Source organism: Stenotrophomonas sp. YJH_SMC_33 (genome assembly GCF_059372295.1).
The window spans coordinates 262,443-274,234 of record NZ_JCAFVJ010000003.1 but is presented as its reverse complement, the minus strand read 5'-3'; the positions used below and the strand labels follow the sequence as shown (position 1 = coordinate 274,234).

The 11,792-nt window shown below is 66.7% G+C and carries 11 protein-coding genes; 5 read left to right on the top strand and 6 right to left on the bottom strand.

The window, feature by feature from the left end; all coding sequences use genetic code 11:
* Positions 1 to 111: 111 nt before the first annotated feature.
* The 4 genes from AC5P9W_RS07985 to AC5P9W_RS07970 form a co-directional block, all read right to left on the bottom strand.
* A complete protein-coding gene (locus tag AC5P9W_RS07985; RefSeq protein WP_111102862.1) occupies positions 112 to 3,168 on the bottom strand; it encodes a TonB-dependent receptor in 3,057 nt (1,018 codons plus the stop codon).
* A 76-nt stretch (positions 3,169 to 3,244) separates the two neighbouring features.
* Complete coding sequence (locus AC5P9W_RS07980) at positions 3,245 to 4,282, bottom strand: LacI family DNA-binding transcriptional regulator (protein WP_049414529.1); 1,038 nt, start codon at positions 4,280 to 4,282, stop codon at positions 3,245 to 3,247.
* 148 nt (positions 4,283 to 4,430) lie between these two features.
* Complete coding sequence (locus AC5P9W_RS07975) at positions 4,431 to 4,706, bottom strand: BolA family protein (RefSeq protein ID WP_049414528.1); 276 nt, start codon at positions 4,704 to 4,706, stop codon at positions 4,431 to 4,433.
* Positions 4,703 to 5,002, bottom strand: coding sequence for a YciI family protein (locus AC5P9W_RS07970; protein ID WP_026347072.1), 300 nt, complete (start codon positions 5,000 to 5,002; stop codon positions 4,703 to 4,705). Before AC5P9W_RS07970 ends, AC5P9W_RS07975 begins: the two co-directional genes overlap by 4 nt.
* 373 nt (positions 5,003 to 5,375) lie before the next feature.
* On the opposite strand from AC5P9W_RS07970, the gene AC5P9W_RS07965 reads away from it, so the two are divergent.
* The 3 genes from AC5P9W_RS07965 to AC5P9W_RS07955 are packed head-to-tail and all read left to right on the top strand — an operon-like array spanning position 5,376 to position 8,791.
* Positions 5,376 to 6,281 carry a segregation and condensation protein A gene (locus AC5P9W_RS07965; protein WP_019660465.1) on the top strand — a complete coding sequence of 302 codons (906 nt, stop codon included), beginning with the start codon at positions 5,376 to 5,378 and terminating at the stop codon, positions 6,279 to 6,281.
* 13 nt (positions 6,282 to 6,294) lie between these two features.
* On the top strand, positions 6,295 to 7,164 hold the full coding sequence (gene scpB, locus AC5P9W_RS07960) for an SMC-Scp complex subunit ScpB (protein ID WP_019660466.1): 870 nt from the start codon (positions 6,295 to 6,297) through the stop codon (positions 7,162 to 7,164).
* On the top strand, positions 7,157 to 8,791 hold the full coding sequence (locus AC5P9W_RS07955; RefSeq protein ID WP_021203003.1) for a pseudouridine synthase: 1,635 nt from the start codon (positions 7,157 to 7,159) through the stop codon (positions 8,789 to 8,791). Before scpB ends, AC5P9W_RS07955 begins: the two co-directional genes overlap by 8 nt.
* A gap of 116 nt (positions 8,792 to 8,907) precedes the next feature.
* Here the strand turns inward: AC5P9W_RS07955 and AC5P9W_RS07950 are convergent, their stop codons facing one another.
* Positions 8,908 to 9,696, bottom strand: a complete 789-nt coding sequence (locus AC5P9W_RS07950; protein WP_021203002.1) for an AraC family transcriptional regulator — start codon at positions 9,694 to 9,696, stop codon at positions 8,908 to 8,910.
* 90 nt (positions 9,697 to 9,786) lie between these two features.
* Here AC5P9W_RS07950 and AC5P9W_RS07945 point away from each other — a divergent pair, with 90 nt between their 5' ends.
* Positions 9,787 to 10,914 (top strand): MFS transporter, encoded by a 1,128-nt coding sequence (locus tag AC5P9W_RS07945; protein WP_111102856.1) that lies wholly within the window; start codon positions 9,787 to 9,789, stop codon positions 10,912 to 10,914.
* 95 nt (positions 10,915 to 11,009) lie between these two features.
* Complete coding sequence (locus AC5P9W_RS07940; protein ID WP_111097848.1) at positions 11,010 to 11,303, top strand: hypothetical protein; 294 nt, start codon at positions 11,010 to 11,012, stop codon at positions 11,301 to 11,303.
* Here AC5P9W_RS07940 and AC5P9W_RS07935 read toward each other — a convergent pair.
* Positions 11,290 to 11,724: a hypothetical protein gene (locus tag AC5P9W_RS07935; RefSeq protein WP_288039030.1), complete on the bottom strand. Its 435-nt coding sequence runs from the start codon at positions 11,722 to 11,724 to the stop codon at positions 11,290 to 11,292. The genes AC5P9W_RS07940 and AC5P9W_RS07935 overlap by 14 nt on opposite strands.
* Positions 11,725 to 11,792: the final 68 nt, after the last annotated feature.

Sequence of the window (11,792 nt, the reverse complement as noted above, 5' to 3'; positions counted from 1 at the left end):
CCCCTGGCCGGCAGCGGCGTGGGCAATGGACCGGCACAGGGCCGGCCATTGCCGGTTTGACCGATGCCGCCAGCGAGCCGGCGGCATCGGGTCATGCATCACCGCCCGGGCTTAGAAGCGGAAGCCCACTTCGGCCTTGACCTGGCGCGGAGTACCGATGATGTCGCCGGTCTCGTTGTAGCTGGCCTGCAGCTTGCCGTTGGTCTTGACGTAGTTGTAGGTGGAGAAGTTGTCGAAGTTGAACACGTTGATGATGTCCAGGCGGGCGTACAGCTCGGTGTTGCCCGCCAGCTTGAACGTCTTCGTCGCCTGCAGGTCGACCGAACGGTAGCCGAAGATCTTGCCACCCACCAGGAACTTGCCGGTGGCGTTGGGCACGGCCGCCTGCGGGGTCGGCAGGGTGTAGCCGCTGGCCTGCATCACCGGGTACCAGTCGTTGACGGCGGTCGGGGTGGCCAGGGTGATCTTGCCACCGAAGGTGATGCCCCAGAAGCCCGCGTAGGAACCGGTCACCACCAGGCGGTGGCGCGGCGCGCCGTTGGAGCGGATGGTCGGGTAGTCACCGATCAGGCCGCGATCGAACGCATACTTCTCGTTGATGTCGCGGTTATGGCGCGCAGTGGTCCAGGTATAGGCGATCGAGGTGCCCCAGCCGCTTTCCTTGGTGAACGGCTTCTGTGCCGACAACAGGACCTGGGTGGCGCGGGTCTTGATGCCCTGCTGGCCGATGATCAGGCTGCCGAAGCCCGGCACGTTGCAGCTCCAGGCCTGGCTCAGGCCTGCGGAGGTGCCGCCGCACAGGCGCGGATCATCGAAGAACTGGCCGGTCGGGTAGCGGTTGCCCAGGGTGAAGGCGAAGCCGTCGTAGCTCAGGGTACGAGCGATGGTGGCATCGGTCAGCCAGTCGCCGATCTGGTTGCTCATGCCCAGACTGAACTGATCGGAGTACGGCGCCTTCAGCTTGTTGTTCAGCAGGTCAACCTCCAGCCCGGCATTGCTGGTCGCGCCGACCAGTGCCTGCAGGTTGCCGATGCCGTTGAGCAGGTTCGGATTCCAGTCATAGCAGGCGGCCTGGCCGTTGATGCAGGTGTTGGTGGCCGGGTTGCGGAAGTAGATGGTCGGCTGCGGCAGGGCCAGCTTGGTGGTTTCCAACTGCAGGTTGTCGAACAGGTCACGGTCGTAGGAACGGCCGGCACCACCGTGGATCACGTGCTGCTCGTCGGCATTGATGTCATACGAGAAGCCCAGGCGCGGCTGCCAGGCATCCTTGAACGCCTTGCGGTTGTGGCCGTTGCTGATGTAGTCGCTGATGTCCAGGCCGCCCAGTGCCAGCGAATCGGCATAGGTCTGGCCGGCGGGGGCGCGCGGATCCTGCGAATAGATGGCGTCGACCACCTGCTGCGGGGTCACGAAGTCCAGGTAGGACGGGGTCTTTTCGTAGTCCCAGCGCAGGCCGATGTTCAGCTGCAGGTGGTCGTTGACCTGCCAGTCGTCCTGGATGAACACGCCGTACTGCTTGGACTTCGAACGCACTTCGCCGGACACGCCGGACACGCCGGTCACCGGCTTGACGAACTGCGCCTTGTACGGAATCGAATCGGGGAAGTCCGGATCGCCCAGCGAGTAGGTGAAGGTCGGGTTGATCTGTGCCGCATCGGATGCGTACAGATCGATCGCCTTGTACTTCACGCCCATCTTGATGGTGTGGTCACCGGCCCACTGGATGCCATCCAGGGTCAGGTTGTCTTCGATCGACCAGCCCTTCTGGCCCTTCACCTGCGAATCCAGTGCCGAGGCGCCACCGATCTTCACGATGGTGCGGTCTTCGGGGCCGTCCGGTGCGGTGTAGGTGATGCCGTTGGCCAGCGTCAGCGGAGTCGGGTTGTTGAACGAATCCTCGTGGGTGACCATCAACTCGTTGTAATAGCGCTCACCACTGTGGTTCCAGCGCAGGGCATAACGACGGTCGGTGTTGACCACTTCACGGCCGGCTTCCGGCGAGGTCTGGCCACTGAACTGCGACTGGGTTTCGTCGCGGTCCTGGAAGGTCAGCTCGATGCGATCGTTGTCGGTCGGCTCGAAGTCGATCTTGCCGAAGATCAGGTCCTGCTGGAACGGCTGGCTGGCCGGGCCAAGGCCGGCGGCGCCGGCCGGCGGCAGCAGGCCGGCAGCGCCGGTGACCGCGCCATCCGGCGCGATGGTGACCGGCAGGTCGAAGCGCTTGGCTTCGTAGGTCACGAAGAAATGCGCCTTGTCCTGGATGATCGGGCCGCCCAGGGCGAAGCCGTATTCCTTCTCGGCCGAGACCATCTTCTCCTTGCCACCCTGGCGCTCGGCCGGGGTCTTGGCACGCATGTCTTCATCGGTGTAGCGGTAGAACGCCTCACCCTTGAACTCATTGGTGCCGGACTTGGTTGCAGCCGTCACCGCGGCGCTCGACACCTGGCCATACTCGGCCTTGTAGTTGCCGCTGATGACCTTGTATTCGCCGATGGCCAGCTGCGGGAACGGGTTGCCGGCGCTGCCGGACTGGCCGGCCACGCCGCCGCCCTTGACGTAGCTCTTCTGGCCCACGCCGTCGATGTACACGTTGGTGCCATCGGCATTGGTGGCGCCGCCGCGCAGCGAGGTGTTGCCCTTGGCGTCGCGGGTGAAGATCAGGCCCGGCACCGCGTCGGCGAACTCCAGGAAGTTGCGCGACACCTGCGGGGTGGTCTGGATCTGCTGCAGGCTGACGGTCTTGCCGACTTCAGAGGTGCGCACTTCCTGCAGCAGGGTCGGCGCAACAACGTTGACGGTGTCCAGGTTGGTGGCCGCGGTCGAACCCTGGGTGCTGCTGGCGGCACCGGCAAAGTTCAGCGTCGCGGTCGAGGCCACGGTGACGGTGACCTTCTGGGTCTGGCCGTTGGCGACCACGTTGTAGGTGCCCGGATCCAGGCCCATCAGCGAGTAGCTGCCGTCGGCGCGGATGGTGCCACGGCGGACGGTACCGGTGGCCACGTTGGTGGCGGTCACTTCGGTGCCTGCCTGGGCGCCGGCAACCTGGCCGCGCAGGCTGGCGTTGGCCGACTGCGCCATGACGTTGGGGGCGGCAGCCAGCATCAGGCAGCTGACCAGTGCGGTGCTCAGCAGCCGGCGCGCCGGCATGCGGAAGGTGGTATGCATCATCAACTCAATCTCCGGGTGGCGGTAACCGCTTGCGCGGTCCCTGCGATCAATCAAAAAAGAAGGAACGCCTCTGGCTTCAACGGCCGGATGGCGGAGTGGTGGAATCGCGAACAATCAAGCGGGGAACCAGGGTCTGCTTGTCCCCTGCCCCATCCGTGGAGGTGCCGTCCATCAACTGCATCAGACGCGTCATGGCCCGGTCGCCGAGCTCGGCGATGCTGACCTGCATGGTGGTCAGCGACGGGTGGACGAAACGCGCCAGTGGAATATCATCGAAACCCGCCAGGGCCACATCGGCCGGCACACGGACCCCTGCCTGCGTGAACGCATACAGGCAGCCCAGGGCCATCATGTCGTTGGCGGCGAATACGGCATCGGGCAGCGCTCCGGCTGCCAGCAACTCCTGACCGGCACGATGGCCGGAAGCTTCGTCGAAATCACCGGGCAGCTCGATGCCTTCGGCGCCACCGCCAAAAGCCGCCAGCGCGTCACGGAAGCCGCGCAGGCGCTCGCGCGCGTCGAAGTTGAGGTCCGGACCAGAAATGAAGGCAATGCGGCGGTGGCCGGCATCCAGCAGGTGGCGGGTCATCGCCATCGCGCCGGCGTGGTCGTCGATGCTCAGCACCGGGTGGTCCTGCCCGGGCAGATAGGTGTTGATCAACACCGTCGGCAACGACTGCGGCAGGTTGTCGGTCAGGAAGCCCGGACTCTCGGCATAGGGCGAAAGCACCAGCAGGCCGTCGACGCGGCCGCGCATGGCACGCAGGGCGGCGCCCTGCTGTTCCTGGTCACCGTGGTAGCTGGACACCAGCAGGTGCTGGCGGCGGTTGCGGGCCACCCCGTCAATGCCGCGCATCAGCTCGGAGAAGAATTCGCCGTACAGGTCAGGCAGCACCACGCCCACCGTATTGGTGCGGCGGCTGCTCAGGCTGCGGGCGGCGGCGTGCGGGGTGTAACGCAGCCGTGCGGCCACCTCCAGCACAAGCTGGCGGACCGGTTCGGCGACATTTTCATGCCCGTTTAGCGCGCGGGAAACCGTGGCCACGGAGACCCGGGCTTCGCGTGCGACGTCTTTGATTGTGATAGCTGCCTTGTTCACGAAGCCGCCCTCCACGGCTTGGACCTACCAGCATTGGCGCGGAATGTAAGCGTTTCCATCCAGGCTTGTAAACAGTCCGTTAGGCGAATGTCCCGAAATGGACATGAAAATCTGTCCGTGGCGAGGCCCGCAGGGACCGGCCAGGACAGTGCGGGACAAGGACTCAGCCCTGTTCTGACGGGGTCTGTGCGCGGATGGACAGCGCGTGGATATCGGTGTCCATCATCGATCCCAGCGCGGCATACACCGCGCGATGCCGGGCCAATGGAGCCAGCCCTGCGAAGCGCTCACTGACCACATGCACGTTGAAATGGCCGCGCCCGTCGCGCGCACCGGCATGGCCGGCGTGACGATGGCTGTCGTCCTCGATCTCCAGCACGCTCGGCGCCAGCGCCTGCTGCAGCGCATCACGGATCCGCTCGATCCGTTCCGCGTTCACGGCAGCACCTTGCGGAACGGCCGCACCTGCACATGGGTGTATACGCCGGCGGCGACGTACGGGTCGGCATCGGCCCAGGCCTGGGCCTGCGGCAGCGACTCGAACTGTGCAATCACCACCGAACCACTGAAGCCGGCCGGGCCCGGGTCTTCGCTGTCCACCACCGGGCACGGCCCGGCCAGCAGCAGGCGCCCCTCGTCGCGCAGCGCATGCAGGCGCGCCAGGTGTTCCGGCCGCGCCTGCAGCCGCTGCGCCAGCACATCCTGGCCGTCATACCCTTCGATCACATACCACACCGGCATTTCCTCGCTTGCGTTGTCGGGTGCGCAGATTCTAGCCAATGCGCTCCCTGCCCCGGCCCGGCTGGACACTGGCGCGACAAAGGCTTACCCTAGACTCCATTGCACGTGGTGGATGCAGCAGCCCGTCGGTTTTGCGGCCAACGCAGCCCCCGACGACCGTCCCGCTGCTTCAAACCGGACCATCCGGCCGGGCCACGTAGACGACCTCCCCGTAGTTCTGTCGCTGCCGTCTCCTGCGGCGCGTCCTGCTGTTTGATATGTGTGGAATCGCGCCGATCCCGGCGTGTCTGGTGCCTTGGGGCGCCGTGGCGTTGGCCCGGCGAACCCGGTGCCGCGACTGGTCCGTTGCAATCCTGATGTCCATTAGATGACTTCCGAACTCGCGCTTGACGCGAACCCGCCAACCCGGCCGCCCGCCCCCCAGCAGCAGGAAATGCCGCTGGCCGTGGTGCATGGGCAACCGGTCCTGCAGATCCCGCAGGACCTGTACATCCCGCCGGACGCGCTGGAAGTCATCCTGGATGCCTTCGAAGGCCCGCTGGACCTGCTGTTGTACCTGATCCGCCGCCAGAACCTCGATGTACTGGACATCCCCGTCGCCGAGATCACCCGGCAGTACGTGGAATACATCACCGTGATGCGCGAGCTGCGATTCGAGCTGGCGGCCGAGTACCTGGTGATGGCCGCGATCCTGGCCGAGGTGAAGTCGCGGATGCTGCTGCCGCGCCCGGTCAGCGAGGAAGGCGATGAGGCCGACCCGCGCGCCGAGCTGGTGCGCCGGCTGCAGGAGTACGAACGTTTCAAGCAGGCCGCCGAGGACATCGACGCCCTGCCCCGTCAGGACCGCGACACCACGGTGGCGCATGCCTTCATGCCCGAACGCGCCACGGTGAAGCTGCCGCCGCCGGTGGACCTGAAGGAAATGCTGCTGGCTTTGCACGACGTGCTCAAGCGCGCCGAGCTGTTCAGCGGCCACGCCATCAAGCGCGAGGCACTGAGCGTGCGGCAACGCATGGGCGAGGTACTCGGCCGCCTGGAAGACGGCAGGTTCTATCGCTTCGAAGGGCTGTTCACGGCCGAAGAAGGCAAGCTGGGCGTGCTGGTCACGTTCCTGGCGGTGCTGGAGCTGGCCAAGGAACAGCTGCTGGACATCGTCCAGGAAGAACCGCTGGCGCCGATCTACGTCAAGTCGCTGGCGGCCGGCAACACCAACGCCCCGCTGCAGTTCAGCAGCGAGTTTGACGACAACGACGCCGCCAATGCCAATGAGTGAGCGCTGAGTGCCGATGGACCAATCGCTGATCGACCGCATTGTCGAGGGTGCCCTGCTGGCCTCCAGCCAGCCGCTCACCCTGGCCCAGCTGAAGGACCTGTTCCCGGAAGATGAGCCCGCACCGCCGGGCAGCATCGAACGTGCGCTGGAACGGCTGCGCGAGGCCTGCGAAGGACGCGGCGTGGAACTGGTCGAGGTCGCTTCGGGCTTCCGCTACCAGGTCACCAGCGAAGTGCATGGCTGGATCAGCCGGCTGTGGACCGAACGCAAGACCCGCTACACCCGTGCCACCCTGGAAACCCTGGCGCTGATCGCCTACCGGCAGCCGATCACCCGCGGCGAGATCGAACAGGTGCGCGGCGTGGCGGTCAGCAGCAACATCATCCAGGCACTGGAAGAACGCGAATGGATCCGCGTGGTCGGCCACCGCGACGTGCCCGGCAAGCCGGCACTGTTCGGCACCACCAAGGGCTTCCTGGACTACTTCGGGCTGAAGCGGCTGGACGAACTGCCGCCGCTGTCGGAACTGAAGGACCTGGGCGAGCTGGAACCGCAGCTGGCGCTGGACCGCGATGCTCCGGCCGTTGCCGGCGCCGACGGCCCGGACGTCTCGGCCGACGGCGCTGCCGCCAACGACGACGCCGGCCTGGCCGGCAGTGACACCCCCGATTCCGCCGATGCAGCGCCTGCGTCGGCCACCGATGAGCAAGCACCTTCGCCCCTCGATGATGGGCACCCCGATTCCGCGCCGGGCGAGCGCGCGGTGCCCCTGAACGAACGCGAAGACAACGCCGTCGCGATGACGACCGTGGCTGTTGACCAAGCCGATTCCGAACCAGAGGCCGACCTCGAAACCGTCGGCCGGAGCAAAACTGATGAGTGACACCCCCCGAAACAAGCTCTCGCTGAAGCGCGAAGCCACCTCCGAACAGTTCAAGCTGGAAGAGCGCCTGCACAAGGTGCTGGCCCAGGCCGGCCTCGGCTCGCGCCGTGCGCTGGAACAGCGCATTGCCGAGGGCCTGGTCAAGGTCAACGGTGAAGTCGCGCAGACCGGCATGTCGGTCAAGAGCGGCGACAGGATCGAACTGGACGGTCGCGGCTTCGTCGCCACCGCCCTGTCCGAACCGTCGCGCGTGCTGGTCTACAACAAGCCTGAAGGCGAAGTGACCACCCGCGAAGATCCCGAAGGCCGCCCGACCGTGTTCGAATCGCTGCCGCCGCTGAAGGGCGCGCGCTGGATCGCCATCGGCCGCCTGGACATCAACACCACCGGCCTGCTGCTGGCCACCACCGACGGTGAACTGGCCAACGCCATGATGCACCCGTCGTTCGAGGTCGAGCGCGAGTACGTGGTGCGCGTGCGTGCGCCGGAAGGCGAGGAAAAGGTCTCCGACGCCATCGTCGACCGCCTCAGCCGTGGCGTCGCGCTGGAGGACGGTCCGGCCAAGTTCGATGAGATCGAACGCATCGGCGGCACCGATTCGCACGACTGGTTCCGCGTCGTGGTGAAGGAAGGCCGCAACCGCGAAGTGCGCCGCCTGTGGGAATCGCAGGGTTGCCAGGTCAGCCGCCTGAAGCGCACCCGCTACGGCAAGGTTAGCCTGCCGCGCGAACTGGCCCGTGGCCATTCGGTGGAACTGGGTACCGCCCAGGTGGAAGCGCTGCGTGCGCAGCTGAAGCTGGAAGAAGGCGCACCGTCGGCGCTGACGCTGCAGCCGGTGATCGGCCAGCGCCGCGCCGCCAAGACCACCGTGCGCGTGCGCGAAGGTGGCCGCGGCAATGCCTACGTCAATGGCCACAACACCGCTGACGAAGGTCGCGAGCTGCGCCGTTTCGACAACGTCCGCGAAGACCGCGGCCGTGGTCGCGGCGGCAAGGGTGGCGGCTTCAAGGGCGGCCTGACGGTCAGCGGTGAAGCGGCAGCCAAGCAGTCGCAGAAGCCGTTCAAGCAGCGCGCCCCGAAGAATGATCGCTCGCTGCCGGAAGGCAATCCGGCGGCATTCCGCACCTGGTACGTGCCGGATGGCGTAAGCACCGGCCCGAGCGGCCATCGCAACGCCGGTCCGGGCGCGCGCGGCCCCGGTGCCCGTGGTCCGGGTGCAGGCGGCCAGGGTCGTCCGTATGGCAAGCCGAAGGGTCCGGGTGCAGGCGCCGGTGGCGGGCAGGGCCGTGGCGGTTTCGGCGGCGAAGGCCGTGGCGGCGCAGGCGGCCAGGGTCGTCCGGCCGGTGCCGGCAACCGCTCGCAGGGCCAGGGCAACAGGCACCCGTACGGCCATCCGGGCAATGCCCCAAGCTTCCCGTCCGACCACGCCACGCCGGGCTTCAACCCCTACGGCAGCCCGAAGCCGGCGCACGGTGCGCGTCCGGGCGGTCGTGGTCCGGGCGGCGGCAACCGTGGCCCGGGCGGCAATCGCGGCCCTGGCGGCCCGGGTGGGAACCGTGGTCCGGGCGGCCCCGGTGGCAACCGCGGACCGGGCGGCCCGCGCCGCAGCGGCCCGCGCGGCGGCTGATCACCGGCCCGACTGAAATGAAAAACCCCGGCTCCGGCCGGGGTTTTTCTTTGAAAAGGGGACGGAGGGGATTAAGTCGTTTTTGCCACGGCCTGTATCAAAGGGGCGAAAGCGACTTAATCCCCTCCGTCCCCTTTTGCGTGGCGCTGGAACGCGGCGGGCGTGGTGCCGGTCATGCCGCGGAAGAAGGCGATGAACGGGCTCTCGGCGGAGAAGCCGGTGTCCTGGGCCACATGCGCGACGCGATGACCGAGCAACAGCAGCTCCATGGCCCGCATCAGGCGCCATTGCTGGCGCCAGGCCTGATAGCCCATGCCTGTATCGTGTTGCATCAACCGGCCAACCGTACGCGCGCTCAGGCCGGTACGCGTGGCCAGTTCGTGCAGTTCGGGCGGCAGCTGTTCGGCCAACGGCAGGCAACGTGCAATGCGCGGATCACGCGGCAAAGGCAGGTCCATCGGCGCCACCGGTGCAGCAGCGATTTCCAGCACGCACAACGCCAGTTGGTGGTGCGCGCGCGGCGACTGCCAGTCATGGTCGAACGGCGCCTGCGCAATCGGCTCCAGCAAGGCCTGCAGCAGCGGCCCCACGCCGATGATCGCTGGTTGCCGGGGCAGCTGGGCTGACAGGGTGGCGTCGAAGTACAACGAACGGTAGTCGACCGCCTGGCGCATCTGCGCGCGATGGCGTAGCCCACCGGGAATCCACGCGGCGCGCGCGGGCGGCAGCAGGCTGATGCGATCACCGTAGGTGAGGCGCGTGCAGCCCTGCCGGGTGTAGAGCAGTTGCGCGCGTGCATGCTGGTGCCAACCCGAGTCGTGATCCGCCAGTGATGCTGCGATCCCCAGCACCGGAGCGCTCCAGGCATCGGCGTCGAAGTGCGTGTGCGGCTGCAACCAGGCCATGTCTGATTTCATACATTCGATGACAGGATAGACAGGGTGCGTCATTGCAGTCGCGACCACAATGCGCAGCCCCGTTTCTGGAGCGCCCGCATGTCGCGCCGCCTGTTGTTGCTCACCATTGCACTGCTGATGTTTCCGCAGTTGGCACAGACCCTGTACAGCCCGGCCCTGGCCGATCTGGCCAAACGCTTCGCCCTGCCGCCGGGTACCGCCAGCCAGGCCATGAGCCTGTATCTGTTCGGCTTCGCTGCAGGCGTGCTGCTGTGGGGGCGCCTGGCCGATCGTATCGGTCGTCGCCCGGCCCTTCTATGTGGCTTGGGCGTCTTTGCCGTGGCTGCACTGGGCGGCCTGCTCGCTGGTAGCTTCGGCCAGGTGTTGCTGGCCCAAGCGCTGGCCGCGGTTGGCGCCGCCGCCGCTTCGGTGGTCACCCAGACCGTGCTGCGCGACCACCTGCAGGGACCCGCGTTGGCGCAGGCATTCTCCTGGATCGGCATGGCCCTGGCCCTGAGCCCGGCCATCGGCCTTGCACTGGGCACGCTGCTGGTCGCCGTCCATGGCTATGTCGGCGTACAGTCCGGCCTGCTGCTGACCGCTGCCGTGCTGGCAGTCGCATGCCTGGCTGGCCTGCGCGAAAGCCGCCCTGCACATATCCCGCACACGCCCATGCTGCCGCTGCTGCGGCAACTGCTGTGCGATCGCTGGATCTGGTCACACGCATTGCTGGTGATGGCTTTCAACGTAGCGATGTACAGCTGGTACGCGCTCGGTCCTTTCGTATTTGCGCGCCTGCACTGGCCCGCCGCCTGGTTCGGCGCCAGCGGCGCGTTGCTGGCATTGGGCTCGGCACTGGGTGCATGGGGCAATGGCCGCCTGTTGCGTGCCGGCGTTGCCGCGGCCACGCGCATCCGCACCGCCGCAGGCCTGGTTCTGACGGGAGGCCTGCTGGCTGCGCTGCTGCATGATCACCCTGCCGTGATCGCGGCGATGGTGCCGGTGGTGACGGGCTTCGGCCTTGCCATTCCCAATGTGCTGGGCCAGGCCCTGCGCGGCTACCCACATTGTCTTGGCAGCGCAGGCGCACTGTTCGGCCTGCTCTACTACCTGTTGATCGGTGCGGCAATGGCGTTGGTCGGTGCAGTGCAGCTGCTGGCCCCGACGCTCATCGTGTGTGGCCTGCTGGCCTTCTGGCTGCAGCGGCGGCGTCCCGCTGCGACCTAGGAATTGCTGCAAAAACAGCGCACTGTGCGCGGCTTCCGGGAACGGCTTTGATTCGCTGGCTATCGTGCGCGCTGTCCCACACAAGACCGATGCCCATGATCACCATCACCGCCGAACAGGCCCGCGCCAACGCTGACGCCGCCAAGCGCCCGATCGAACTGTTCTACCGCGACCTCGACAACGCCATCCAGGCCGCCTCGGAAAATGGCCGTCGCTACATCGTGTTCGGCTTCAGCCAGGTAATGGCCAGCGAGCAGCTCGTCGAAGACGCGGTCGCACAATTGCTGAAAAATGGTTTCGATGTCGAACGGCTGTTGAGCGATTCCGAACAGCACTACATCCGCATCAGCTGGGGAACTGCCCAGCCGACGCGCCTCAGCGCCGGCTGATGGTGAAGGCGGCGCCGTCCACGCCCAGGTCCCAGCCCTTGCCGGTACCGGACAGGGCCAGCGAGATGTCGCCCTTGGTCATCACCTGCGCGTTGCTGGATTTCACCGCACCCGCATGCGCACCCACCGACGCGTAGGTACCCAGCAGTTCGTTGACGCTGGCCGCACCGGTGAAGCTGCCACGCCCATTGGTGATCTTCGACTTGCCCACGGTCAGGCCCCCGCCCTTCACTTCGATACGCACCGGCATGCTGGCGCCATTGCTGCAGCTGACCGTGCCGGTGCCGGAAGCGGTCTTGTAGATCAGCGACCAACCGGACAGGTTGTAGCGCAGCTGGCAATCGAGATTGCCGGCGGCGTGTGCAGCTGGGGCCAGCGTTGCAGCAGACAGGGCCAGCAGCAGGGCGAGAGGCTTGTTCATGGCGGCACTTCCAGTTCGGTCGGACTGCCGGCGAATCTAGCAGCGCGCGCGTGCAGATTGGATGCAGG